Annotated in this window: 24 protein-coding genes; 12 read left to right on the top strand and 12 right to left on the bottom strand. The window is 37.9% G+C overall.

Annotated features, from left to right (window positions below; translation table 11 throughout):
• Nucleotides 1–58: 58 nt before the first annotated feature.
• Both serC and KG732_RS10980 read right to left on the bottom strand, forming a co-directional pair.
• Nucleotides 59–1,120: a 3-phosphoserine/phosphohydroxythreonine transaminase gene (gene serC / locus KG732_RS10985; protein WP_213523558.1), complete on the bottom strand. Its 1,062-nt coding sequence runs from the start codon at nt 1,118–1,120 to the stop codon at nt 59–61.
• Nucleotides 1,121–1,195: 75 nt separating this feature from the next.
• A complete protein-coding gene (locus KG732_RS10980; RefSeq protein WP_213523556.1) occupies nt 1,196–2,314 on the bottom strand; it encodes an acyl-CoA reductase in 1,119 nt (372 codons plus the stop codon).
• Between the two features lie 35 nt (nt 2,315–2,349).
• Between KG732_RS10980 and KG732_RS10975 the strand changes: the two genes are divergently transcribed.
• The 4 genes from KG732_RS10975 to KG732_RS10960 all read left to right on the top strand — a co-directional run bounded on the left by KG732_RS10975 (nt 2,350) and on the right by KG732_RS10960 (nt 5,184).
• Nucleotides 2,350–2,700 (top strand): 4Fe-4S dicluster domain-containing protein, encoded by a 351-nt coding sequence (locus KG732_RS10975; RefSeq protein WP_213523554.1) that lies wholly within the window; start codon nt 2,350–2,352, stop codon nt 2,698–2,700.
• Between the two features lie 202 nt (nt 2,701–2,902).
• The gene (locus KG732_RS10970; RefSeq protein WP_213523552.1) at nt 2,903–3,619 is read left to right on the top strand and encodes a DUF6503 family protein; all 717 of its coding nucleotides are present in this window, start codon (nt 2,903–2,905) and stop codon (nt 3,617–3,619) included.
• Between the two features lie 73 nt (nt 3,620–3,692).
• A complete protein-coding gene (locus KG732_RS10965; RefSeq protein ID WP_213523550.1) occupies nt 3,693–4,391 on the top strand; it encodes a hypothetical protein in 699 nt (232 codons plus the stop codon).
• The gene (locus KG732_RS10960; protein ID WP_213523548.1) at nt 4,375–5,184 is read left to right on the top strand and encodes an autotransporter outer membrane beta-barrel domain-containing protein; all 810 of its coding nucleotides are present in this window, start codon (nt 4,375–4,377) and stop codon (nt 5,182–5,184) included. The genes KG732_RS10965 and KG732_RS10960 overlap by 17 nt, the downstream gene beginning before the upstream one ends.
• A 101-nt stretch (nt 5,185–5,285) precedes the next feature.
• On the opposite strand, the gene KG732_RS10955 is transcribed toward KG732_RS10960, so the two are convergent.
• From KG732_RS10955 to udk, 5 genes are all read right to left on the bottom strand, one after another.
• A complete protein-coding gene (locus KG732_RS10955; RefSeq protein WP_300980435.1) occupies nt 5,286–5,828 on the bottom strand; it encodes a CIA30 family protein in 543 nt (180 codons plus the stop codon).
• A gap of 293 nt (nt 5,829–6,121) precedes the next feature.
• Nucleotides 6,122–8,245, bottom strand: a complete 2,124-nt coding sequence (gene scpA / locus KG732_RS10950; RefSeq protein ID WP_213523547.1) for a methylmalonyl-CoA mutase — start codon at nt 8,243–8,245, stop codon at nt 6,122–6,124.
• Nucleotides 8,245–9,624, bottom strand: coding sequence for a methylmalonyl-CoA mutase subunit beta (locus KG732_RS10945; protein WP_213523545.1), 1,380 nt, complete (start codon nt 9,622–9,624; stop codon nt 8,245–8,247). The genes scpA and KG732_RS10945 overlap by 1 nt, the downstream gene beginning before the upstream one ends.
• Entirely contained in the window at nt 9,617–9,952 is a 336-nt protein-coding gene (locus tag KG732_RS10940; protein WP_213523543.1) for a septum formation initiator family protein, read from the bottom strand. The genes KG732_RS10945 and KG732_RS10940 overlap by 8 nt, the downstream gene beginning before the upstream one ends.
• An 18-nt stretch (nt 9,953–9,970) precedes the next feature.
• Nucleotides 9,971–10,579 (bottom strand): uridine kinase, encoded by a 609-nt coding sequence (gene udk / locus KG732_RS10935; protein ID WP_213523541.1) that lies wholly within the window; start codon nt 10,577–10,579, stop codon nt 9,971–9,973.
• A gap of 290 nt (nt 10,580–10,869) precedes the next feature.
• Between udk and ung the strand changes: the two genes are divergently transcribed.
• Nucleotides 10,870–11,535: a uracil-DNA glycosylase gene (gene ung, locus KG732_RS10930; protein WP_213523539.1), complete on the top strand. Its 666-nt coding sequence runs from the start codon at nt 10,870–10,872 to the stop codon at nt 11,533–11,535.
• A gap of 343 nt (nt 11,536–11,878) precedes the next feature.
• Entirely contained in the window at nt 11,879–12,946 is a 1,068-nt protein-coding gene (locus KG732_RS10925) for a methyltransferase (protein ID WP_213523537.1), read from the top strand.
• A 323-nt stretch (nt 12,947–13,269) separates the two neighbouring features.
• Here KG732_RS10925 and KG732_RS10920 read toward each other — a convergent pair whose 3' ends face one another.
• The 4 genes from KG732_RS10920 to KG732_RS10905 form a co-directional block, all read right to left on the bottom strand.
• Nucleotides 13,270–13,494: a hypothetical protein gene (locus KG732_RS10920; RefSeq protein ID WP_213523535.1), complete on the bottom strand. Its 225-nt coding sequence runs from the start codon at nt 13,492–13,494 to the stop codon at nt 13,270–13,272.
• A gap of 245 nt (nt 13,495–13,739) precedes the next feature.
• On the bottom strand, nt 13,740–15,587 hold the full coding sequence (locus KG732_RS10915) for a cystathionine beta-synthase (RefSeq protein ID WP_213523533.1): 1,848 nt from the start codon (nt 15,585–15,587) through the stop codon (nt 13,740–13,742).
• 530 nt (nt 15,588–16,117) lie between these two features.
• The gene (locus tag KG732_RS10910; RefSeq protein ID WP_213523531.1) at nt 16,118–17,068 is read right to left on the bottom strand and encodes a 2-oxoglutarate and iron-dependent oxygenase domain-containing protein; all 951 of its coding nucleotides are present in this window, start codon (nt 17,066–17,068) and stop codon (nt 16,118–16,120) included.
• 29 nt (nt 17,069–17,097) lie between these two features.
• Nucleotides 17,098–17,856: a phosphatase PAP2 family protein gene (locus tag KG732_RS10905; RefSeq protein ID WP_213523528.1), complete on the bottom strand. Its 759-nt coding sequence runs from the start codon at nt 17,854–17,856 to the stop codon at nt 17,098–17,100.
• A gap of 106 nt (nt 17,857–17,962) precedes the next feature.
• Here KG732_RS10905 and KG732_RS10900 point away from each other — a divergent pair, with 106 nt between their 5' ends.
• The 6 genes from KG732_RS10900 to KG732_RS10875 all read left to right on the top strand — a co-directional run bounded on the left by KG732_RS10900 (nt 17,963) and on the right by KG732_RS10875 (nt 24,775).
• Entirely contained in the window at nt 17,963–19,963 is a 2,001-nt protein-coding gene (locus tag KG732_RS10900; RefSeq protein WP_213523526.1) for a thiamine pyrophosphate-dependent enzyme, read from the top strand.
• Between the two features lie 310 nt (nt 19,964–20,273).
• Nucleotides 20,274–21,383, top strand: a complete 1,110-nt coding sequence (locus tag KG732_RS10895) for an FAD-dependent monooxygenase (RefSeq protein WP_213523525.1) — start codon at nt 20,274–20,276, stop codon at nt 21,381–21,383.
• Nucleotides 21,367–22,101, top strand: a complete 735-nt coding sequence (locus KG732_RS10890) for a methyltransferase domain-containing protein (protein ID WP_213523523.1) — start codon at nt 21,367–21,369, stop codon at nt 22,099–22,101. Before KG732_RS10895 ends, KG732_RS10890 begins: the two co-directional genes overlap by 17 nt.
• Nucleotides 22,085–23,137 carry a type III polyketide synthase gene (locus KG732_RS10885; protein ID WP_213523521.1) on the top strand — a complete coding sequence of 351 codons (1,053 nt, stop codon included), beginning with the start codon at nt 22,085–22,087 and terminating at the stop codon, nt 23,135–23,137. The genes KG732_RS10890 and KG732_RS10885 overlap by 17 nt, the downstream gene beginning before the upstream one ends.
• Entirely contained in the window at nt 23,131–23,913 is a 783-nt protein-coding gene (locus KG732_RS10880; RefSeq protein ID WP_213523519.1) for an SDR family oxidoreductase, read from the top strand. The genes KG732_RS10885 and KG732_RS10880 overlap by 7 nt, the downstream gene beginning before the upstream one ends.
• A 421-nt stretch (nt 23,914–24,334) precedes the next feature.
• Entirely contained in the window at nt 24,335–24,775 is a 441-nt protein-coding gene (locus KG732_RS10875; RefSeq protein WP_213523517.1) for a 3-hydroxyacyl-ACP dehydratase FabZ family protein, read from the top strand.
• Nucleotides 24,776–24,814: 39 nt separating this feature from the next.
• On the opposite strand, the gene KG732_RS10870 is transcribed toward KG732_RS10875, so the two are convergent.
• Nucleotides 24,815–25,603, bottom strand: coding sequence for a DUF547 domain-containing protein (locus KG732_RS10870; RefSeq protein WP_213523515.1), 789 nt, complete (start codon nt 25,601–25,603; stop codon nt 24,815–24,817).
• Nucleotides 25,604–25,694 lie beyond the last annotated feature (91 nt).

The following is a 25,694-nucleotide window of genomic DNA, read 5'->3' as shown; positions in this document are numbered from 1 at the left end:
ACCCATCCGGCATGGAGTGGAAACAACTATTTTTTATTTAAATTTCGTTTTTAAATTTTTAGGATGTTCTCTCAAGTTCTTGCATAGTGTCTACTAGTGCTTGAACGCTTTCTAATGACAACGCATTATACATACTTGCGCGATATCCACCTACAGATCTATGGCCGTTTAAACCATTGATTCCTGCTTCTTTCCATAAAGCATCAAAAGCAGCGGCATGTGCTTCATTATTCAATACAAAGGTGGCGTTCATGGTAGAACGATCTTCTTTTTCTATAACAAAACCTTTAAATAATGGATTCCGATCTATTTCGTTATAAATCAAAGCGGCTTTGTGGTTGTTCAGTTTTTCAATGGCATCTATTCCGCCATTTTCTTTTAGCCATTCTAATGTTAACATACTTACGTAAATAGGAAAAACCGGAGGTGTGTTATACATAGACTCTTTAGAGATGTGTATTCTATAGTCGAGCATAGAAGGAATTTGTCTTGAAACTTTCCCTAAGATCTCTTCTTTTACTACAATTAAGGTCGCTCCAGCAGGGCCCATATTTTTTTGAGCTCCAGCATAAATCAAATCGTATTTTTCAAAATCGCGTTGTCTTGAAAAAATATCACTACTCATATCACAAATAAGAGGAACAGAAACATCTGGTGTATATTTTAGTTGCGTACCAAAAATGGTGTTATTGGTCTGAATATGAAAGTAATCCACATCATTTGGCACCACATAACCTTTTGGTATATGGTTGTAGTTGTCTTTTTTGGAAGAAGCTACTTCGACTACTTCTCCGAACATTTTTGCTTCCTTGATTGCTTTATCACTCCAAGTACCTGTATTTAAATAGGCTGCTTTTTTTTCTAGTAGGTTGTAAGCCACCATTAAGAACTGCATGCTAGCCCCTCCACCTAAAAACAATGCTTGATAACCTTTATCAGTTAATCCTAGGTGCTCTAATGCCAGGGATTGTGCTTTTTCCATTACCGCAATGAAATCTTTACTGCGATGAGAAATCTCTAAAATACTAAGGTCGTTGAAATTAAGAACAGCTGCAGCTGCTTTTTTGAAAACTTCTTGTGGCAGTATACATGGACCTGCGCTAAAATTGTGCTTAAGCATTATTTAGTTCCTTTATGATGAACTACAAAAATGAAAAATATAATACCAAATTCTGTTATGAAATCAATAAGGTTTTTAAGATAATGTCAACAAAAATTGAATTGTGTCTATACCATCGGCATAGTCATATAATCTTGGAGTTTGTGTAGTACCAAAATGAACTAGTTGCGGCGCTGATCTATCTCCTAATTTTTCTCTAACAGCAGCCGCTGCAGGGCCTTGAGCAACCACACATTGCAATTGATCTGCGTTTTGATCAAATTCTATGGCTAGATCTTCTAATTTTTCGTAAAAACTGTAACCTAAACTCGCGATAGGAGAAGAGTAGCTGCTCGTTTCTTCTTTTATCAAAAGGAATTCGTTGTCGAGTAAATCAAACTCACTCATCAGGTAAACCGCTTTGTTGTAATCGTAATTATTCAAGTACTTCTCATTTTTGATAAGTTCTTTCTGTACAAACATTCCATTAAAAAAAAGATCAAAATTATATCCTTTAGGAACTTTTAAATGACTGACACTTCTACAACCCAATCCAAAATAAAGAAACACATCCTTGCTCAAAGCTTCCATTTGCTCTAAGGTTTCATTACCTGTTAAAACCGCAACACTATTGCGGTTCTTGCGTATGATGTGAGGTTTTTTACCAAAATAATGTTCAAAATAACGTGCGGTATTGTTGCTCCCTGTGGCAATAACTGCATCGTAATGTTCCAATTTACCCTCCACGTAGGAATAAGATGATGCTAAGTCTGCACAAAATGAAGTTGCTATTTCTAGCAGTAAAGGCGTCAACACATCATCATTACTCGAATTTTTTATCATGGCATGATGACCAACGATGATCACCGATAACACATCGTGAAAACCTACTAATGGCAAGTTGCCAGCTGTAATCAAAGCAATATTTTTTTCGGTCACCTTGTCTAAAGGATATTCTTGCGTCCAGTATGTTAAATTTTCTTCGTTAAGTGCCTCTGCCCATTGTGTGATGGCAAATTCTAAGGTGTCCTCTGTAAACCAAGAATTCTTGCGTTGAGCGAGCTCAAGCCTTTGTTGAATGCGTTCTTGCCAGTTTGCACCGTCATTTGTTAAGGCTGTTAATGTACCTTCTAGGTAGGAGGTAAGTAGGGCACCCGCTTTCGCGAAAGCAGTAATTCGATCATTTAACGAGGTATTAATTGGCTTTGTCTTCACGAGGTGCTATTTTTGCACAAAAGTAAATAAAAGCTATGGCAATCATCATAACAGACGAATGTATTAATTGTGGCGCGTGCGAGCCAGAATGTCCGAACACCGCAATTTATGAAGCGGCAGACGACTGGCGCTATGCAGATGGTACTGATCTAGATGGAAATGTAGTCCTGCCATCTGGGAAAGAAGTAGATGCTAACAGGACTCAAGAACCAGTAAGTGACGAGTTTTATTATATAGTTCCTGATAAATGTACCGAATGTGTTGGTTTTCATGAAGAACCACAATGTGCTGCAGTGTGTCCAGTAGATTGTTGTGTGCCAGACGACAGTGTAGTGGAGACCAAGGAACAGCTAGAAGCTAAACAGGCTTTTATGCATAAATCATAAGTTTTCAGTCTCAGCTGACAGTTAAACTATCTGTTCGAGCTGTAGTTGAGAACCTTTCCGCATAATAAGATTTTTATAATCGCCTATTTGAGTTGATTAGAATATATAAATCCCAAGAGCCATTGCTGTTGGGATTTTTTGTTTTTTCTGAAGTTTCAAACAGCCGAAGTCAATTACTTATCTTAGCTTAAAATACAGGATCATGAATTATCTTTTTACTCTTTTGTTGCTTTGCACAACTTGTAATACTCATTCGCAAGAACTTAGCGGTAAGGAATTACTAGAAAAAGCAATCAAAGCACATGACCCTTATAATAATTGGCCTTCATTTAATGAAAGCATACAGATAACGATGACGGCACCTAAAAGCCCTAAGAGAGTTAGTGATGTTACTATTAATTTACTTGCTCAAACTTTTAAGTTAATTGCTGTACGAGATAGTGTGATGACTAAGTATCGTGTCAATGTAAATGAAATTAGTGTAGTAAAGGCCGATTGGAAAAACCCAAAAAAGAAACTGGAAACTGCAGAAAAGGATTTAGAACGAGCGGTTTTTATGAAAAACTACTACACCTATTTGTACGGATTACCCATGAAGTTAAAAGATCAAGGAACTCATATAGCCGAAAAAGTAGAACGCAAAAGCTTTATAGGCAAAGAGTACCTCGTACTCAAAGCCACTTATGATCAACATGTAGGTAGCGATGCTTGGTTTTTTTATTTTGACCCAACTACTTATCAAATGGAAGTGTACCAGTTTTTTAAAACAGATCCTTCTGGAAAAATACTGCCTGACACTGGAGAGTATATTTTACTTTCTGAAACCCACAGGGTTAATGATATCTATATGCCTAAGGTGCGCAAGTGGTATGGCAATAAAGAGGATCAGTTTCTAGGCACTGATGAGATCACCAAATAAAAATGTCAATATATTAAACTACTTTTACGCAACCATTATTAATTTAAGGCATCTTTCAATCAATTATTATTGCATGAGAAAATTATTCCTTTTACTCCTTCCGATTCTGCTGGTTTCTTGTGAAGCCAGACTAGAAAATGATGTCAGAGCACTTTTTAAAACTAGAGTAGTGGATGTCTCTGGCAACCCTATTGCTAATATGGAGGTGAGCGCCACTACCTATAGAACCAATCGCTTTATAATAGGGCAGGAGCTCTCCAAGTTTTCTCCTGCAGACGAAGATTTTATATTAGGAAAAGGAATTACCAATGAAAACGGGCAAGTGGAATTTGTAATGCTTATCGATGGTAGTTTTTTTATAAATTTTAATACAGAAAATTACGCAGCTAACAAAATCAGCGTTTCGAGACAAGAATTGAATGATGATTATCTTTTAGATATCCCAGAAACCGTCTTAAAAGCGGCTTCAAACGTGCAAATTGAATTTGTAAACACCTCAGGAACTACAGAAGAATACACTGCCACTTTTGAATATGAATCTTTAGATTGTGGTCTTATTTACAGAAATAATACGCTCACTCAAGATGAGGACTGTATCTTTTATACGATGCAATCCACACGTTTTAATAGTACAAGTGATGACGGTATTATTAATTTAAACGTTTTCTATCCGTCTATTATTGAGGTCCAATTTACAGATGCTGTGGGTAATGAATCCATAAGAACTTTTACTATAACCAGTGCCTTAGAAAGTTATGAGATTACCTATTAGAATAATTATAAGCATCCTGATTTTTTTGTTTGCCAGCCTATCTTTTGCCCAGGAATACTCATCAGAATTAGCCGTACCCAATTCTGAACAACCTAAACGTCTATTTCTTACTGATCTTTATTTACAACGCGGCATTCCATCTGGTGATAATTTTGCTGGTAATGGATTGAAAGGAGGAGTAGGTTATGGAATACGCATGCAGTTTTATGTGCCAAAAAACTTTTATTTAGGTGCTGCACTCACTCAAGATTTTATGAGTGTATCAAGCACTGCTATAGTCGGTGAGTATGCAAGAACTACCAAGTTTAATGCTTATTTCTTTGCGGGTTACGACTACCGATTAAATGAAGATTGGAACATCACAGCAGACCTTGGTTATGGGTACAGTCAGAATAAAAACCGACAAAGTGGCTCCCAAGGTGGTGGAAAGTTTAGGGATTCTGGAAATGTGTTGCGGTTTACTTCAAGCTTGGAATATAATTTTAGTGATGGGGTTTCATTTTTCTTTAGTCCTAGCTACGAACTAGTGTCTTACAATATTAAGTCGGCAGTTGCATTAAACGATACTTTTAATAATGCTAGTTACCTTAACCTTGCTGTAGGAATGCGTTTAAATGTAAGAGATTACCGAACTATTCCATTAGGAAAATCAGAGAACCAAGATCTTCAAGAATTACAAAGCCGTGATCGTGCTGATTTAAGTATTAAAGAAAAGCGCCGACTGTACTTTCTTAAAAAGAAAGAGGTTACAAGGCAGCGAAAAGAAAGAAAGAATAATAAATCTTTGTTGTAATTAGTAAGTAATACGATCAAGTTGAGCTACGTGGTAGTGGAAGTACATGACAATTGTATTTAGTAAGGCTGTTGGATAGCAATAGGCTATTTAAGTCCCTACTACTTCACCACCTCTATAGATTCCATAAGAAGCTCAAAATTTTGTTTCTTCCCATTTCCTATCAATACCGTGACACTGGTTATTTGATTTTTATCAAAATTAGGAATCCTTAATTGATTACCTCTCCAAGAAGGTATCATTTCAGAAAGCGCTATTTCAACAATTTGCCATTCGCCAGTGGTATCAAATTCCTTGATGTAATTGTGTCGATCACCAGCAAAGGCTTTGACTCTCAACTGAAAAGTCTTTCCATCCCCTTTGATTTTGATACGTATTTTGTCAGCGGGGCTCACCTGTAACTTGTCAAAGTCATAAGCTACAGAGCTGAACCCACCATTACTTTCTGTGGTAACAAAGCCATGGAACTTTCCATAACCGTCTTCAGTGAGCTCAAAATAGCTTCTGGAGATCCCTCCCATGACGCGATCGTCTACAATATTCCATGCAGAAACATCAGCGTCATTATTAAATCGGAATATAGTAGTCGGAGATTGATTCATAAGCAATAATAGGATTAAAGAAGTAAAAGCTCGTATCATCATTTGTAAGAATGTTTTAAATGGTAAAATCTTAGCGTATCACTAGGTGTTATATTAGACTTGTGATTAAAATACACAAGTAATTTGGAGTGGCAATTTAAATAATCTATAGTGAACCATAAGTTAACATAATTCTATTTAAATTACTGTTTTATTGCATCTTAAAATTATTATTATGATATAATTAATTGGATTTTACTAGCCACAGCGCACTTACCTATTTAAGATAAAAGCTCAAGTCTTTGTATTAAAAAAATGTACAATTCAGGGCTATTTGAACGAGAACATCGAGCTGTTTATTCTTGCATCAACAGTCCTAAAATATCTATGGCAGCTTCACTGATCTTTGTTCCTGGACCAAATACTGCCGCTACTCCAGCGTCAAAAAGGAACTGATAGTCCTTACGAGGAATCACTCCTCCCACGACAATCATAATGTCCTCACGTCCGTATTTCTTTAATTCGTCCATGACTTGTGGAACAAGCGTTTTGTGTCCTGCAGCTAGTGAAGAAACTCCCAAAACATGCACATCGTTTTCTACGGCTTGTTTGGCAGCTTCGGAAGGGGTCTGGAATAAAGGACCAATATCTACGTCAAAACCAACGTCTGCGTAGCCTGTAGCAACTACTTTAGCTCCGCGATCGTGTCCGTCTTGACCCATTTTGGCGATCATGATTCTAGGTCTTCGGCCTTCTGTCTTTGCAAATTGATCGGCTAGTTGTTGCGCTTTCGCGAAAGCGGGATCATTCATAATTTCCTTTTTATAAACACCTTGAACACTTTTAATAGTTGCGCGGTAACGACCGTACACTTTTTCTAGCGCATCAGAAATTTCGCCTAAAGTAGCTCGTTCTTTTGCAGCAACCACGGCCAGTTCCAGAAGATTTCCTTTTTTTGAGCGGGCACAATCGGTTAAAGCATTTAAAGCTGCATGTACGTTTTGGTCATCTCTAGAAGCTTTTATTTGTGTCAGCCGATCGATTTGCTCTACTCTTACCGCAGCATTATCTACTTCAAAAGTATCGATCATGTCTTCATCTGGGCTCTTGTATTTATTAATTCCCACGATGGTGTCAATACCGGAGTCAATACGTGCCTGTTTTTTTGCAGCAGCTTCTTCAATACGCATTTTGGGAATACCCGCTTCTATAGCTTTGGTCATTCCGCCTAATTCTTCTACTTCTTGAATCAATTCCCAAGCTTTATCGGCTAGTTGATCTGTAAGTGATTCTACATAATAAGAACCTGCCCAAGGATCTACGGTTTTTGTGATTCCCGTCTCTTCTTGAAGGTATAGTTGTGTGTTTCTTGCAATACGGGCAGAGAACTCTGTTGGTAACGCAATAGCTTCGTCCAACGCATTGGTATGTAAACTTTGGGTCCCACCAAAAGCTGCTGCCGAAGCTTCTATTGTAGTACGAGCGACATTATTAAAAGGGTCTTGCTCGGTAAGGGACCAGCCAGAAGTCTGACAATGGGTTCTTAAGGCAAGAGATTTAGGATTTTTAGGATGAAACTGTTGGATCATTTTTGCCCAAAGCATGCGTGCCGCGCGCATTTTGGCAATTTCCATAAAGTGATTCATTCCTATTGCCCAGAAAAAAGATAAACGAGGAGCAAAGGTATCTATGTTCATTCCTGCAGCAAGTCCTTTACGTACATACTCTAAACCATCAGCTAGTGTATAGGCCAGTTCAATGTCGCTGGTTGCACCAGCTTCATACATGTGGTATCCAGATATAGAAATCGAGTTAAACTTAGGCATGTGCTGACTCGTGTACTCAAATATGTCTGAGATGATTTGCATGCTGGGAGTAGGCGGATAAATATACGTATTACGAACCATGAACTCCTTAAGGATATCGTTTTGAATCGTACCGCTTAATAATTGAGGATGAATACCTTGTTCCATAGCAGCGACAATGTAAAATGCCATAATAGGCAACACAGCGCCATTCATTGTCATGGAAACGGACATCTTATCTAATGGGATTTCATCAAAGAGAATTTTCATATCCTCCACACTATCTATCGCAACACCAGCTTTTCCTACATCGCCTACCACACGTTCATGATCCGAATCATAACCTCTATGTGTAGCGAGGTCAAAAGCAACGGAGAGTCCTTTTTGTCCAGCAGCGAGATTGCGCTTATAAAAGGCATTAGATTCTGTTGCACTTGAAAAACCAGCATACTGCCTTACGGTCCACGGTCTGCGCACGTACATGGTAGAGTAGGGACCACGCAGATGAGGAGCAGTACCAGCCACAAAATCTAGATGCTCAACAGCTGCTACATCTTCTTTTGTGTATTCTTTTTTTATCAAAATCCCTTCAGATGTTTCATAAGTAGCGGACTCTGGCCGAGCACTATGAAAATCGTAATTGGGCGTTATGTTAGAGAGGTCCTTTCTTTTCATTATAATTTCTTCATTTCGCTTTTCTCCAATTCTTCTGTCAGTCTTCTAGTGATAACGGGCTGTACCAACGTTTTACGCGGATTTATTTTTACAAAAGGCAAGATTTCGTATTCTTTTTGCAGCGGAAGGGCCGCGTTAGGATATTTATTGGCTCCTACTAGAACTCGTTTTCCATCATTGAAATCTTGTTGTTCCTGTTGCGCACTTTCTTTGATCTTGCGTTGTATGGTTCCTTCAAAAAGGGATTGTACCATTCCACCAGCTTTCTCGATGTCTTTAAATACTTCTAAAGACTTTTCAACGAGTTGTTTGGTGATCGTGTCTACATAGTAAGAACCGTCAGCAGCGTTGCCTATTTGATTCAGGTACGCTTCTTCTTTTAAGATGATCAACTGGTTGCGAGCAATCCTATCGCCGAATTCATTTTCCTTGTTAAAAAAGGTATCATAAGGGATGTTACACAAGGTGTCGGCACCGCCCAATACGGCGCTCATACACTCTGTTGTGGTGCGCAACAAGTTGACGTTGTAATCCATTAAGGATTTATTGCGCAGGCTAGGAGAGGCCGTAATATAGCACTCCAAATCAATGTTGTATACTTCTCCTAATGTTTTAGTAAGAATGCGATAGGCACGGTATTTTGCCATTTCAAAAAAGTAATGGCTGCCTATTGAAGTGTCTATATTGATTCTTTTTCCCGCTTTCGCGAAAGCGGATAAATGACCAGTATCATTTAAATGATTTAAATACTCGTTAAGGTGAGCCGTAAAATAGGCAAGTTCCTGTGTAATCGTAGCGCCAGCTTGTTGATAGGTAGTGGTATTTACCGTAATGTTTGAAAAGTAACCTTCAAAGTTATGGATAAAAGCATCTAGTTTTTGATGATCTTGATCCTTGTTTTTAAACCAGTTACCATCACTTACCAATTGGTGGATGATGTCTATGTGAATGTATACTTTTGGAGCGATTTTATGAACTGATTTGATATAATCCAAATCAAAAAACTGAGGATGCACCTGTATGCCATTTTGAGGAAGGTTTTTAAATAGTACCCCAGGATCGATGTCTTTATGAGGGATAGAGAAAATAATTCCTTCTCCACCACGGCTGAGTATATCTAAGGCTTTTTTATTTGCGGCAACCGCATTACCCGCATACACCCGCTGAGAAATATACCAATCGTTAGTCGGTGACGAGCGATTAGGAATATGTACCTCAGGGGCACCATCTCTATGGTAAAATGGCTTGATATGTATGCCTTCTCGGGTTGGTGTTATCAGTGTCTTGTTATAATCGGCACCTTTGAGGTCCATTTGAATGTTCTGTTTCCATTGTGCTTCAGAAACTGGTTCAAAATCGTGGAAAAGTTCTTTACTCATTTTCTTTAGTTTTTACAGAGTCTGGATGCTGAATAATGAACACCTCTTCATTACTACGTTTCATTAAATAGCGCTCTCGAGCAAATTTTTCTAAACCTAAACTATCTTTTAAAGAAGCTATTCGCGCTTGATCACGTGCTATTCCTTTTCTATAGAAATCAACATTTTTTTCTTTTTCAGAGATGTGTTGGTCAATGCTTCTGTGTGATGTCATCCAAGCATTTGCATCTAGAAATAAAATCCAGACTGCAAAAAAGAGGCTAATAAGCGTGTACTTATTACTAAAAAACTTCCAATATGGACTAGCTTTTATTTTTTTTAATCCCATAAGTGGAAATTTAAGAAATTATCCTAGTTTTTGGTCAATAATCGTACGCAAGATTTTAACACCTACCGAATTGAATCGGTTGGTAGGTATAATCACATCTGCATATACCTTGGTAGATTCTATAAACTGTTGGTGCATAGGTTTTAAGGTATTCTGATAACGCTCCAGTACTTCATTTAAATTGCGCCCACGATCTGCAATATCGCGTTTTAACCTTCTTATCAATCGCTCATCGCTGTCGCAGTCAATATAAACTTTGATGTCAAACAGCTTACGAATGTTAGGCATGGTAAGGATTAAGATCCCTTCTACGATAACCACTTGACTAGGTGCGGTTTTTATAGTTTCCTCAGTGCGGTTGTGCTCTTTAAAACTGTAAACAGGTTGATCTATAGTTTTTCCTTCTTTGAGCTGTAAAAGATGCTTTTCCAATAAATCAAAATCGATACTTTCAGGATGATCAAAATTGATTTTAGTGCGCTCTTCATAAGTAAGGTCACTAGTGTCTTTATAATAAGAATCTTGAGAGATAACGGTTACTTCGTGATCTGGATATTCATGAACCATTTGTTCGACAACTGTGGTTTTCCCACTACCGGTTCCACCTGCGATTCCTAGTATAAGCATGAGAGATTTTTGATTTTCACAAAAGTACGATTTTAGGTTTGAGTTTTAAGCGGTGAATTTTTAGTTTTGTGTTGATGAGCCATCGAATTCTTAAGTTTTACAATACCTGGTATAGTGGAGTTTTATCATTTGCAGTCCCCGACATTAGGGATTGGATAGGAATCACTAAGCTCCAGAGCTGTAATTTGTTTATGAATCTGATGTATTTCTCGATCTGTTTTTTATGAATTCTATTGTTCTCAACCCTCTTATTACTCAAGAACATCTAGTAACTTTACCCAAAAAGAAATATGTCCCTACAGATAGAAGCAAGTTGGAGAGAAGTATTGCGTGATGAATTGTGTCAACCTTATTTTGAGGACTTGACGGAGTTTGTAAAACATGATTATAGAGAACACACTTGTTATCCACCGGGTAATAAAATTTTTGCAGCTTTTGATCGCACTCCCTATGAACGTGTAAAAGTAGTGATTATAGGACAAGATCCTTATCACGCTGCCGGTCAGGCAAACGGTTTGTGTTTCTCTGTAACTGATGGCATAAAGCATCCGCCTAGTTTGATCAACATATTTAAAGAAATCTCTCAAGATTTAAATCAGCCGTATCCAGAATCTGGGAATTTAGAACGCTGGGCCGACCAAGGGGTTTTGTTGCTCAATACCGTTCTTACTGTGCGGGAATCAATGGCGGGTAGTCACCAGAAAAAAGGGTGGGAAAAATTTACGGATACGGTTATTAGAAGAATATCTGATGAGCGTAAAAATGTGGTGTTTCTTCTTTGGGGCGGATTTGCCAAAGAAAAAGCAACGCTTATCGATCCTAAATTTCACTTTATTTTAGAAACCGGTCATCCATCACCTTTAAGTGCTAATAGAGGCTACTGGTTTGGAAACCAACATTTTTCTAAGACCAATCGCTATTTACAAGAACACGGAATGAAGCCTATAAAATGGTAGTTACAGCCTGCGAAAATTCTTTTAATCCAAATTGCTCCAATCATTTTTTGATCTCTGATTTTTAGTAGCTACCAGAGATTTAATTTTTACTCTTGTAAACTTGAAGCTGTCTTTTAGGTGTATGATGTAGTTGGCTTTTTCCTTTTTTAATTTTAATGAGTAGATTGTGCTTATTACAAGTTTGCGTGAGGGATTGCAGTGGAAATCCCGCAGCAGGCACCCATTTTTCTTGGGTACCTGCGAGGAATTGCAGCGTAAAGCCCGACCACAACAGTGGTCACGCCTTAATGAATGAGGTAAAAGTGAAAATATACCTTATATTACCAACCATCAAAACCTATTTATGAGTACGGATATCAAAATTAACAGACCAACACCTATAGACTTAACAGAGCGACCAGCATTTTATGATGCTAATTCTAATCTGGTTACGACTATGAACAATTTAGAAGAGGGTAAAGTGGTGCTTATAAGATCATTTTATAGCAATGGCCTGAATCTGCTCAAGGAATTGCATGTGCACCTTAAAAAGAAGTTGCCTAATACAACCTATCAAGAACAGCAAGTTTACCGAGATACCTACCGCAAAATGTCCCATCTTATTTTGCTAGAGATCGTTCAAAATCAACTAGAGGTAAAAAAAGCACCTTCCATAGGTTGGTTAGAGAAATTATATCCAGACGTCAGTGAGTTTCATTTACCTCTTCCATTAATTCAAGGACTTAACAGCTCTTGGCAATGGTTTAAAAAAGGGATTTCCATTCCTGTACTGCGCAATAAAATACACCCTTATTACGGGGTTTATTTCCCAACACGTTTTGAGCATTTGGAAGTCTTTGATACCTATTTAGAACGTTATGAGGGACCTAAGAAAGCAGCGTTTGATGTAGGAACAGGATCTGGTGTTCTCGCTCTTCAACTGCTTAAATATAGTTTTCAAAAAGTCTTTGCTACAGATGTAAACCCGAATGCTATTATCGGCCTTACTGAATATATGGGCGATACCAAGTTATCTCGTAAAATAGAACTGGATCATGCCCCCCTTTTTGGAAAATTTGATCAACCAGCAGAGCTTATTGTGTTTAATCCGCCATGGTTGCCCGCATCACAAGATGTTGAAGGACTTGATCAAGCCATTTATTATAAAGAAGATCTGTTTCCATCATTCTTTGAAGGAGCAAAAGAACGCCTGGCAGAAGGTGGTAAATTAGTTATTTTGTTTTCTAATATTGCTCAAATAACAGAGGTCACCAAAGAACATCCTATAGAAAAGGAACTTGCAGAAAACGATAGGTTCCAACTGGAACGTTGCTTTAAAAAGCGAGTGAATTCTGCTTCAGAAAAAACCAAACGCGATCCACACTGGCGCGATCAAGAAGAAGTGGAGCTTTGGGAGCTTCAACATAAGTAATTGATCGTATTAGAACCATCTATTATTCCCCCTTTACACTACTTAGGCACCCGCAAGTGATATAAACGCCTTGATAAGACTTCCGCTTATGGTCTTATCACAAGCCGCTAGGCTAGAAAAAGGAAGGTAACTTATTTAATACAGAAGTTTATTTTCTATTGAGGTATTTAGGGATGACTGAGAGTAAGTTTTTTTAAAGCTAAAAGCCTTTGGAATTAATTAAAGATTCTTTTAAAAAGGGAAAAGCGATAAGAACAGTTTTATTTTGAAAAGCACTACCCATAGGTTTTAGAAACTTGCAAGCTGTAGAGGCTTAATTTGATTTATTCTATAATCTCGTAGTCGATACTTAGTTTGCGCAGTGATCTTAGAGCAGTTGCCGTGTTTTTATCCTCAACCTCAATTTCTACCGCATCTCCTTCAAGAAGAATATCGGTCAATTCGTTTGATAAAGAGGCACTCATTAGAAATGAAATCTCTACAATACATTGGGCTATGGCTCTTCTCTCTGGTCTTAGAGCATCGCAAGACAATAAGTTTAATTTCATAATACTGATTTACTTGTGCAATATAGTTGAGTTGGAAGAAGTCTGCTTTATTCACAGGCTTTTAATTCTATTGCTACGTCATTTAAAACTCGATATAAAAGCCGCAAAACCAAGCTTATGGTTTTTGGCGCTTTTAAAAACAAGCTATTTGGAATACCAAATAGTCTTTTAGGCCATCTCCAATTAGTAAACACAACTACTTCGTATACCTTTTCTTTAAGGAGTCCTGCTTAGATGAGATTTTATCAGATTTGCTCCACAAATTCTAAAAACACTTTTTTATGTCGTTCTAGATCTAAATTTGGTGACAGAGAGGCACGTACAATATAATCCTTATCACCCTCTTTAGTAGTTCCTTGTGTAGAGGTGGCAGGCACCGTCCAGTAACATCCTTCTAATTGACCATAGCTCACACAAAATTTACTTTCGTCTGGGATTTCTGCAATCATTAAATGGATCAATTGAAGATTCAACGCCCTTTTGTAAGATTCTCTTTCTTCATCTGTGGATCCTTTGGTGGGAAGGTCCAATGAAAATACCGATGGGGTGAAGCCTTGATCTGCTAGTTCTTCAGAAACAAAATTGATTTTAGCCTCAGGCAAAGTTTTACCTATGAAATCTACAAATTCGCGAGTGTTTTTATAAGCATCACTGATACGTTGATTCATAGAAGGCAATTGTCTTGCTAGTATTTCATATTGCAAATCAGTCGCCTCATTATCACAGAAAATTAAATGCTTTTCCACCTTTTCCATCAAGGAAACCGTTTTTTTGTTTCCTACACAGTATCCAGCAGTACATTGACCACCACTTGGGAATTTTGATCCACTAGCATAAGATATAGTTCTTATGCTAGAAAGTATTTTCCCATCTCCTAAAAAGTGAACATTAGGACAAAAAGTTTGATCTAAAATAAAAACAGGATCTATCGCAGGCTCCCCCGTATGGGTGGTGCGCTCTTTTGTTAAGACCGCTTTAAGCTGAATAAGATCAGGAACTTCAACTCTAGGGTTGGTTGGGATCTCAGCAATGATATAAGGTATCGCATCTTCATGAGCTAGTTGATTTAAAATGCTATCGATACTGTTAACCATGTCGTTGTCCCCATCCACTGGTAAATCCACTACTTCAACGGTACTAAGGCAAGCTGCTACTCGTCTCGCTTGATCATTTGTGCCACCATAACAATTAGGAGGGACTATAAATTTAATTGCCTTACCAGGATGTTTTTCTAATGCTTCATCTATCAGCCCCATCATGATCGCATATTGAACAGATAATCCACAAGAACCTACTAGAGCTTTGGTATGCGAACCAGTAACACTGGCAATAGATGCTAAGACACTTTTTTTATTGGATTCTACAGCAGAAATATCCCTGTCTTCTAAAAGACTTTTTTGAACCAATGATGTTAACGCAGTGTGAGAATCGGCTGGAGTCATGGCTATAGTCTCCCTTCTTCTTACATGCTGAATATCTGCAATATAAGATTCGTTTTTTGAACCGTTCACCAATAGAATACTTCCTAAATAAGGATGAACATTGATAAAGAAATCAATGTTTGGGTTAAGATCAAAACTACATAGGTCATTTTTTTGGGAAATATAAATGCTGCTGCCATCAAATGCAGCAACTTTTTCAAGATCATCCACTTGGCACAACTCAAAGTTATAGCCATAAACAACTCTTAATATATCAGTGTCCAACAGTTCTGGCAATTCACTAGTGTACAGAATTCGGGTGCTTTTTTGATCCAATAAGTTTTTTCTAAGTACCGCTAAAACAGGAATTGTCTTTGATGCAAAACTGATTACATGATCAGACTCCGTATGATTCAATTGAGCAATGGCCCATTCTAATATAGAAGATAGAGGATGTCCCAAGCGAATATAATCGTAGGCAGTAGGCAGAATACTTAGAGAAGAAGTTTGCGTATTATCAGCTTCAAACAAGGTCTCGAACTGCTCTAAAAATTGAATTTTAGCCAGTTTTTCCTCATAGAGATCTAGTCGATGCGTTGTCAGACCTATCCAGTCTTTAGGCATGTTTTCTAAAACTTCTTTGATATAATGGAGCACGTTACTGTCGGACATAGGAGTTACTTTAAGTACGCAAAAATATGGATTTAAAGAGCCAATTTTAAGGGTTTAACAAGACGTTTTGATGCGTTTTGATAAAGGGTTCGATTCTAAGAAAAAGAGGAGGAAAAAATATAGGGCTCTGTTAAAGGTGGCAGTTTCTACTTAAAATACTTTATTTGCTATTAATAGAAACAGGACATTAGCAGAGTTAGGCGCTTCATTTCCTGTGGAAAACCATCGTATACGATTTCTAGTTGAGCCGCTTCCAAAGACCGCTCAAATAACACTGCCACAAGTAATCTATGGCCTGCATATTATGTATTTATTTCAACAATCCAATTTAAGAAATTGAAACCACTTCTAAGGTAATAAGAAAAAATCCCTCACCAACAGAACCTATTGTCATCGTGATTTGATGTTTTCCGCTTTCGCGAAAGCGTCCACAAAAAAAGTCCACTAGAAGCAACTTCCAGTGGACTTTATTATAATAAGTTATCGCTAGAGCTAAATGCTACAGACGACAAAGTTCTTTAAGCGAAAACCTATTTTTTAATTAAGCCAATCTCCACAAGTCGCTGGTATAAGAATTCGCCTGCCGTAATGTCTTCGTATTGTTTTGGGTTGTTCTCATCCACACACTCCTCTAAGCAATCCAATTTCATATCACTACGTGGATGTAAGAAAAAAGGGATGGAATAGCGGCTCGTATGCCACAATTCACGTGGCGGATTCACCACTCTGTGGATGGTGGAGCGCAGTTTATTATTGGTATGGCGTTGCAGCATATCACCTACATTAATGACCAGCTCATCTTCTTGAGCAATAGCATCCATCCATTCGCCTTGGCGATTTTGAACTTGTAATCCTGGTGCACTTGCACCCATTAATAAAGTAATAAGGTTGATATCTCCATGTGCTCCAGCTCTTACGGCGTTATCTGGTTCGCTGGTGATTGGTGGGTAATGAATAGGTCTTAAGATGGAGTTCCCGTTACTCGCCCAATGATCAAAATAGTTTTCTTTTAAACCTATGTGAAGCGATAAGGCTCTGAGCACATAAATACCGGTCTTCTCTAACATGCGAAAGGCTTGCATTCCTATTTTGTTGAATTCTGGAAGTTCCTTAACTGGTACGTTATCTGGATAGACTTCTTCTAACTGTGCATCTGCTGACACTTCCTGTCCAAAATGCCAAAATTCCTTCAAATCGCCCTCCTTCTTACCTTTGGCATGTTCCTTTCCAAAGGATACATAACCGCGCTGGCCATTCAACTCCTCGCGTTCGTAACCGAGTTTAGTATCTTTAGGAAGTTGAAAAAATTTCTCTACTTCAGTATATAGTTGTTCCACCAATTCATCAGATAAGAAGTGGTTTTTTAAAGCGACGAAGCCTATGTCTTCATAAGCAGCGCCTATCTCGTTGATAAATTTTTGTTTTCTCTTAGGATCCTCGCTTAAAAAGTCAGCTAGATCTACACTTGGAATATTAGTCATGATAATAAATAGTATTAGAAGTTCTGTAATTAAAATCTCAGTGAAGTAGCAAGTAACAACTCATTACCAGTGTACAATGGGGTAAATTGAACCTTTACCTGAGATTCTAGTGTTTTATTTCTGTTTTTAAAGATAACATTCTTTAGTAAAGGATACAGCCAGTAAGCGATTTTTGTAGATAAAATTCCGATTCCAGCTCCTGCCAAAATATCACTGAACCAATGTTTATCATTATATATACGTAAAAAACCAGTTGTTGTTGCTATAGAATACCCAGCTATGCTGTACCATAGTGATTCGTGACCGTATTCTTGATGCAGGAATTCTGCTGCCATAAATGAAATCGCTGTATGACCAGAAGGAAAACTGCTTTGAGACCTTCCGCTAGGTCTTCTTATGTTGGTATTGTTCTTGACGATATTCACACTGGAATATAACAATAGAGTAGAGGTTCCCAAAATAATACTTTTATTAAGCATATTGTTTCGCCCTTTTATACCTAAAAGGTCAAGCCCGTAAGTTGCTGCAATAGGAGAGAACATAATATAGTCATCTATCATGGTTTTGGCTCCATTAGGATGTAAACTTTTTCTAATATCTCGGTCCCATTTTCTAACAGGATCATTCTTAATTCCTAGAATACCGTAACTCATTAATCCAAGAGGCAACAACAGAGAAGTGCCTTTAAAAGCTACTTTTTCTTGAAATGGGAGGGAATCAGCTACTTTTTGTTGGCTTTGGCAGTTACATGAATAGAATAAAAAGAGAGATAAAAGAAGCTGTTTCATGGAACTTTGATTGTTGATACAAAGTTAGTAAATGATAGGTACTCTTTAACCACAACCTGAAAGGAAGTAGACAGATTATCTTACATTTGAAATACAGTTCATACTAATGATAGATACAGATCAAACAGACTTAAAAAAACTCTACAGCAATGCCTTAGATCATAAGGTGCTTATAGATTTATATAAAAAAATGCTATTGCCTCGACTGATAGAAGAGAAGATGTTAATACTCTTGCGTCAAGGACGTATTTCTAAATGGTTTTCTGGAATAGGTCAGGAAGCAATTTCAATAGGTCTTACGGCTGCTATGCAAAAGGATGAGTACATCTTACCTATGCATAGAAACCTAGGTGTTTTTACCTCTCGAGAAATACCTTTATGGAAGCTTTTTGCACAGTGGCAAGGGAAGGCAGAAGGCTTTACCAAAGGCCGCGACCGAAGTTTTCATTTTGGAACTCAAGAGTATAAAATCGTCGGGATGATCTCTCACTTAGGTCCACAATTAGGGGTTGCAGACGGTATTGCACTTGCTCAAATGATGAAGAATACTGGTAAAGCCACAGCGGTTTTTACTGGTGAAGGCGGAACTAGTGAAGGCGATTTTCACGAGGCGCTTAATGTAGCCAGTGTTTGGAGTTTGCCGGTACTTTTCTGCATAGAAAATAACGGTTATGGACTTAGTACCCCAACTTCAGAACAGTATAATTGTGAACACCTTGCAGACCGTGCATTGGGTTATGGTATGGAATCTCATATTATTGATGGGAACAATATTATCGAAGTTTACACTAAAGTTTCGGCCATATTAAACGACATGCGCGAGAATCCTCATCCAGTGTTGATCGAGTTCAAGACCTTTAGAAGAAGAGGTCATGAAGAGGCAAGTGGGACCAAATATGTACCTGATGAATTGCTAGAATACTGGGAACAACGAGACCCGTTATCCAGATTTGAAAAATTCTTATTGGAAGATCATGTTATTTCTAGTGAGCAAATTGACAACTGGAGTGAGGAGTTTAAACAGGAGATCAATGATGGTCTTGATATCGCTTTCGCGAAAGCTTTACCTCATTCAACAACAGAACTAGAACTCGCAGACGTATTTGCACCACACCTATTTAAAGCGGTGCCGCAGGGAAATTCTACTCACAACATAAGGTTAATAGATGCCATAAAAGATGGGCTAGAGGAAGCTATGGATGCCTTTGACAACTTAGTAATCATGGGCCAAGACGTCGCAGAATATGGCGGAGTATTTAAAATAACTGACGGTTTTGTTGAAAAGTACGGAAGAGAACGCGTAAGAAACACACCTATTTGTGAAAGTGCTATTATAGAAGTGGGAATGGGTCTGAGTATTATGGGAATGAAAGCAGTTGTTGAGATGCAGTTTGCCGATTTTGTAAGCAGCGGCTTTAATCCGATTGTCAATTATCTAGCTAAATCTTATTACCGGTGGAATCAAACAGCAGATGTGGTGATCCGCATGCCTTGTGGGGCTGGAGTAGGAGCCGGGCCTTTTCACTCTCAAACCAATGAGTCATGGTTCTATACGGTACCAGGGCTTAAAATCGTATACCCTTCTTCCCCAGCAGATGCCAAGGGCTTATTAATCGCTTCTATAGAAGATCCAAATCCAGTACTTTTCTTTGAACACAAAGCACTGTATCGATCCGTCTACGAAGAAGTTCCAGAGGGTTATTACAATAGAGAATTAGGGAAAGCAATGACTGTTTGTGAAGGTATGGATGCTACTATCATTACATTTGGTGCAGGAGTACATTGGGCAAAACAGCTTATAAAAGAAGAAAATCTTTCCTTAGACCTTTTGGATTTAAGATGTTTAGTTCCCTTGGACAAAGAGGCCATAATTAAATCAGTTCAGAAAACAGGCAAGGTGTTGTTATTAACTGAAGACAACCTAACAGGTAGTGTTATTAGTGATATAGCAGCCTTTATTAGTGAAGAATGCTTCGAATATCTAGACGCCCCCGTAATGAGGTTAGGAAGTATTGATACGCCTATACCTTTTGAAAAGAGCTTAGAAAGTAATTACCTTCCCACAAAAAGATTAAAGGAAAAAATAAAAGAGTTATTGAAATATTAAAATTAATGGGATCAACAGGATATTTCTAATAAACCACTTCTGAGGTACCTTATAAATAGAAAATTAGTTGATTTATTGATACAGCAGATAATTACCGCTATCTGCTTTGGTCGTTAATGATTGGATTTGCTTTTGTTCTTTTTGGGTCCTGACCCTATCAGGGTATCATAATACCCACTGCCATCATTTTAGTACGTTTTTTTAACTCTTTTAGTGTTGTGTTGATTTTTAAAGTGTAGAAGAAAGACATCATTAAAAGATATAGCGTCTAATTAATAGTAAATAAATCAATAGCTATTATCTTTGAATAGTGAAAAATGAATACGATATAATTATTGCCGGTGGAGGACTTTCAGGTCTTACAGCGGCAATTTTGTTTTCTAAAGATTTCAATGTCCTGTTTATTGATCCTGATGCGTATCCACGCCATAAAATGTGTGGGGAGTATTTGAGCAATGAAGTCATCGGGTTCCTAAAGGAACTAGATATTGATCTGGATCGAGAATCCTCAGTTGATTTAGAACACTTAAAATTCACCATTGCTGGTCATAGGTCTATAGAATGCGCATTGCCTCAGGGAGGTAAAGGAATCTCTAGGTATCATCTCGATCACCTACTGTATCAAAAAGCCATTAAAAGCGCCGATTTCCTTCAAGATAAGGTCGTAAATGCTGTTTTTGACAAAGATACTTTTCAAGTCAGCACTACTTCTCAGCATTTGCAGTGTAAGCAATTTATTATGGCTACTGGGAAACGATCTTTGTTAGATAAAAAACTAGATCGTAAATTTATACAGCAAAAATCACCATGGCTCGCCGTTAAAATGCATTACAAGTACTCTATAAGTGATCGTCTGGTGGAATTACACAACTTTGATGGCGGTTATGCAGGTGTTTCCAAGGTGGAAAATGGGCATGTGAATCTTTGCTATCTCGCTAGTTATGAATCTTTTAAAAAGCATAAGAACGTTACTGATTTTAATAAAAAAGTACTTTCAAAAAATGAGTTTTTAAAGAGTTTTTTTAAAGAAGCCATCCCTGCTTGGGAACAACCTATTACTATTTCTCAAATCTCTTTTGAAAAGAAAGAACCTATAGAGAACAACATTCTGATGTTAGGAGATACAGCAGGTTTGATACATCCACTTTGCGGTAATGGAATGGCTATGGCTATTCACAGTGCCAAAATCGCTTTTGAAGAGCTATATCTATACCTCAACGATGATATGTCCCGAGAACAAGCCTTAAAAAATTATGCGCGTAGGTGGAAAAAAACATTCCGCAAGCGATTAAAAATAGGACGCATCCTGCAAGGAATACTGTTAAATAAGACCTATACGAGGTGGGGTCTGTGGCTCCTTCGTAAATTTCCGTTTATATTACCTACCACCATAAAAGGCACCCATGGGAAACCTATCTAATATTACATACGATTCTCATAAACGCAATACCGATCCAGAATGGATGGATGATCCTATGCTAGAGGAACTCACTTTGCAACATGCTGTGGACGATATCAATACGGTAAATAACCTGCTAGGTGGCTTTAAGTTTATGCTTCAGGCGGTAAAAAAAGAGGTCTCTAAACACCCCAATCAATCATTGGTAATAATTGATGCAGGTTGCGGTGATGGTGAGATGTTGCGCTATTTAGAAGCCCATTTGGATCGAGAAAACATCAGCTTTGTCGGGCTAGATTTTGCATCCCGATCTATTGAGAAAGCTCGTGATAAAAGTGAGGGATTGTCAAGGTTAAGCTTTCGCGAAAGCGATATACTACAGATCAACCCTGAAGAAGTACACTGTGATATCCTCATAAGCTCTTTAACCATGCATCATTTTGATGACGAAGAAATCGTAAGTTTCCTTTCTAAATTTAAAGAGATTACAACCAAAAGTATCATTATCAATGATTTGCACAGGCATCGAATTGCCTTTCTATTTTTTAAATATATAAGTCCTATTTTTATAAAACATGACATCTCTAAACACGATGGATTGATCAGTATTGCATCAGGTTTTAAAACTAGAGATTTTAAGAAATATGCTACTGCTATAGGTGTAACAAATGACCGATGGACATGGAAGTGGTCGTTCCGTTTTATATGGATAATTCCAATAGATGAGCGTAAAAATTAAAAGTGTAGCGACGGTAACGCCGCAGTATTATAAGGAAACTAAAGACATTTTGCCATTTGTTGAAGAATGGCTTTCTGGTCAGGACGAGCGTTTGAGACGCAAAACCATCAAGATTTTTGAAGGTGCAGGCGTGGATAAACGTTATTCCATCATGGATCCTATTGAAGTTTTTACAAGGACTTCTTTTCAAGAACGCAATGATATTTATAAAAGAGAAGTGGTGCCTCTAGCTCAAACGGCTATAGAGAAAGCTTTGAAAAAAGCCTCTTGGAATGCTCAAGAACTCGATTACATCATCACCGTAAGTTGCACAGGTATCATGATCCCGTCTATTGACGCCTATTTGATCAACTCTATGGGTATGAGACAAGATATCGTGCGATTGCCAGTTACAGAAATGGGCTGTGTTGCAGGGATTTCTGGACTGATTTATGCCGAAAATTTCCTCAGAGCCAATCCAAATAAAAAAGCAGCGGTGCTGGCTATAGAAGCACCTACGGCAACCTTCCAATTGGACGATTTCTCCATGGCCAATATGGTGAGTGCGGCTATATTTGGTGACGGATGCGCCTGTGTATTGCTTTCTTCTTGTGAAGAAGACAAAGGTCCAGTTATTAAATCACATGAAATGTACCATTTCCCAGATGCAACACACATGATGGGATTTGACTTAGTAAATAGTGGCTTACAAATGGTGTTGGATAAATCTGTTCCAGAAACTATAGCTAGTCATTTTCCTGCTATTATACATCCGTTTTTAGAAAAGAATGGATTAACTATCAACGATGTTGATCATTTAATTTTCCATCCTGGAGGTAAAAAGATCGTGCAAACTGTAGAAGAACTGTTTCATAAACTCGGTAAAAATATAGACGACACTAAAGAAGTATTGCGTATCTATGGAAACATGAGTAGCGCGACAGTTCTATTTGTTTTAGAACGCTTTATGTGTAGGGAACTCAACAAAGGCTCTAAGGGTTTGATGTTAAGTTTTGGACCTGGGTTTACTGCTCAAAGAATACTATTAGAATGGTAAAAGAGTTTAAAGATACCTATGCGTTAATTTTAGGCGGCAGTAGTGGCTTAGGCTATGCAAGTGCTTTAAAATTGGCTCAACACGGAATGAATTTGATCATTTTTTACAGAGCAGCCAGAATGCAAATGGAACAAATAGAGGCGAGCTTTGATGTCTTGCGTTCTTATGATATCCAATTAGTAACCATCAATAGTGATGCAACTAGAGAGGATCAATTAGAACAAAACTTGTCAAAAATAGAAGACTTTTTAAAAGGTCAAAAAATAAGTGTGCTGCTGCACAGCATCTCTAAAGGCAATCTAAAGCCATTAACAGGTGATCAACCATTAACTACTATTGATTTCCAGCAAACCATTCATTCTATGGGAATAAGCTTGTACAGCTGGACCAAAGCACTTTTCAACGCTCATTTGTTTGCTCAACCAGCAAAAATTCTAAGTTTTACAAGTGAGGGGAGTACCAAACCTATGAAGTCTTATGCCGCTGTGAGCGCAGCAAAAGCAGTTTTAGAGGCGATCAATAGGAGTATAGCCATTGAGTTTGCTCCACACCAGATTACTTCCAATTGTATACAAGCCGGAGTTACTGACACCTTGAGTTTAAGCATGATTCCTGGGTACGAAGAACTGAAGGCTGCGAGTTTAAAGCGGAATCCTCATCAGGAATTAACTACTCCTGAACGTGTAGCAAACGCAGTCTATTTAATGAGTAAGGAAGAAGCAGGCTGGATCACAGGAACCATCATTAAAGTCGATGGTGGCGAGAGTTTGCAATGAAGATGAATCTGAACTTGAACTTGAACTCGAACTAAAGACTAGGTTTTTTTTTAAAAATCGAGATAAAATAGAAAGGGGCTTACGCACCCTTTAGGGCTGGGGAACGGAAACTTGAACTCGAACTTGAACTTGAATTTGAACTTGAAATCGAACTTGAACTAAAGACTAGGTTTTTTTTAAAAATCGAGATAAAATAGAATGGGGTTTCCGCACCCTTTAGGGCTGGGGAACGGAAACTTGAACTTGAATCTGAACTTGAACTTGAACTCGAACTAAAGACTAGGTTTTTTTTTAAAATCGAGATAAAATAGAAAGGGGCTTCCGCACCCTTTAGGGCTGGGGAACGGAAACTCGAAATCGAACTTGAAATCTAAGTTCAAAAACCTATAGATATGCACATCATACTTAATACTCCAAAAGAATGCTCTTAAATCCATTAGAAAAAATTGTAGCTAACCTCCCTTATGGTGACGGATTTAAGTTTGTAGATCAGTTGTTAGAGATCGATGACACTAGTGTGATCGGGATTTACCGTTTTCAAAAGAAGGAATACTTCTATGAACACCATTTTAAGGATCATCCAGTAACTCCAGGCGTTATCCTAACAGAATGTATGGCTCAAATAGGGTTGGCTTGCTTAGGAAGTTATTTGATGCAAGACGAAGAAAAACCTCTTCAATGTGCCTTTACAGAAAATCACATTACTTTCTTGAACACTGTTTTACCAGAAACAACCGTCATTGTTACTGCAAAAAAAGAATACTTTCGTTTTGGTAAATTAAAAGTAAGGGTTCAAATGATAGATGAGAGCAAGAATAAAATCGCTGAAGGCTGGATGAGCGGAATTATAATTGCTAAATAATCTCCTTTTGTAGCCTACACAACTAACTCCAATGAAGACTTACTCATTCAAACTCCAGTCGTAATCCATATAACGCACTCGGGCATTTTTATCAATTTTAACTTTACTGTAGCTGTTTAAAAAATCAATAAGATCTCCATTTTTGGTAAAATCCTTTCTGAACCATTTGAAGATATTGGAAATTTCGACTCTACCTGCTGTTATCGTATTGCGTTTGGGATCATTGATAAACTGCACCGCTAGTCGCTGCAGTTGTGCATCCACTTGAGCAGCCGTAAAAGCCTCATCCATCAATGGCGGACAAGAAAAAGAAGCACAATTGATCCCAAAATGAATGCGCGGCTCGTTCATTTTTCTTAGTATTTCATGCTCAATTTCTTCTAGACTGATCAGCTTTTCACCTATTTTCCAAAGGCGTTGTTCCCATGGATCCTTGATGTCTTTGATGCTTTTTAAAGGATAGTTTCTGACAATCAAATCAATGGTCATCGCATTGTAAGCATTCATATAATAAGCTAATTCATCCTCGCGGCTCCACTTATTTTTTGGGGTGTGCACTCGGATACTTTCTAGATAATCTCTTAAAGGCTTTTGATGTGTTTTAATTCCTTCATAATTAACTGCGCCGTTTTTGTTGACATACTTCTTAAGCAATTGATCAAAAAGGCGGTGATCAAAGACCTCTTTGTTCTCTTGTATATGTTCTTGCTGCATGGCCGTATTAGAAACGACATAATTGGCCAAATGCTGTTCTTGAACCTCCTTCTGCTGGGAGTTACAGAAGCCAATACCCAATAAGGCAACTACTAAAAATTTGTTCTTTGTCATCTTGTGTTCTTTTAAAAGTACTGAACTGTTCCAAAAACCAACCACTTGCTTGATTCTTACCAAAACCAAAAACCTAATCCTATTGGAATAC

The sequence above is a fragment of the Nonlabens sp. genome (assembly GCF_018401815.1).
Lineage (GTDB): Bacteria > Bacteroidota > Bacteroidia > Flavobacteriales > Flavobacteriaceae > Nonlabens.
Note: the sequence above shows the minus strand (reverse complement) of the source record. Positions and strands in the feature narration are given on the sequence as shown.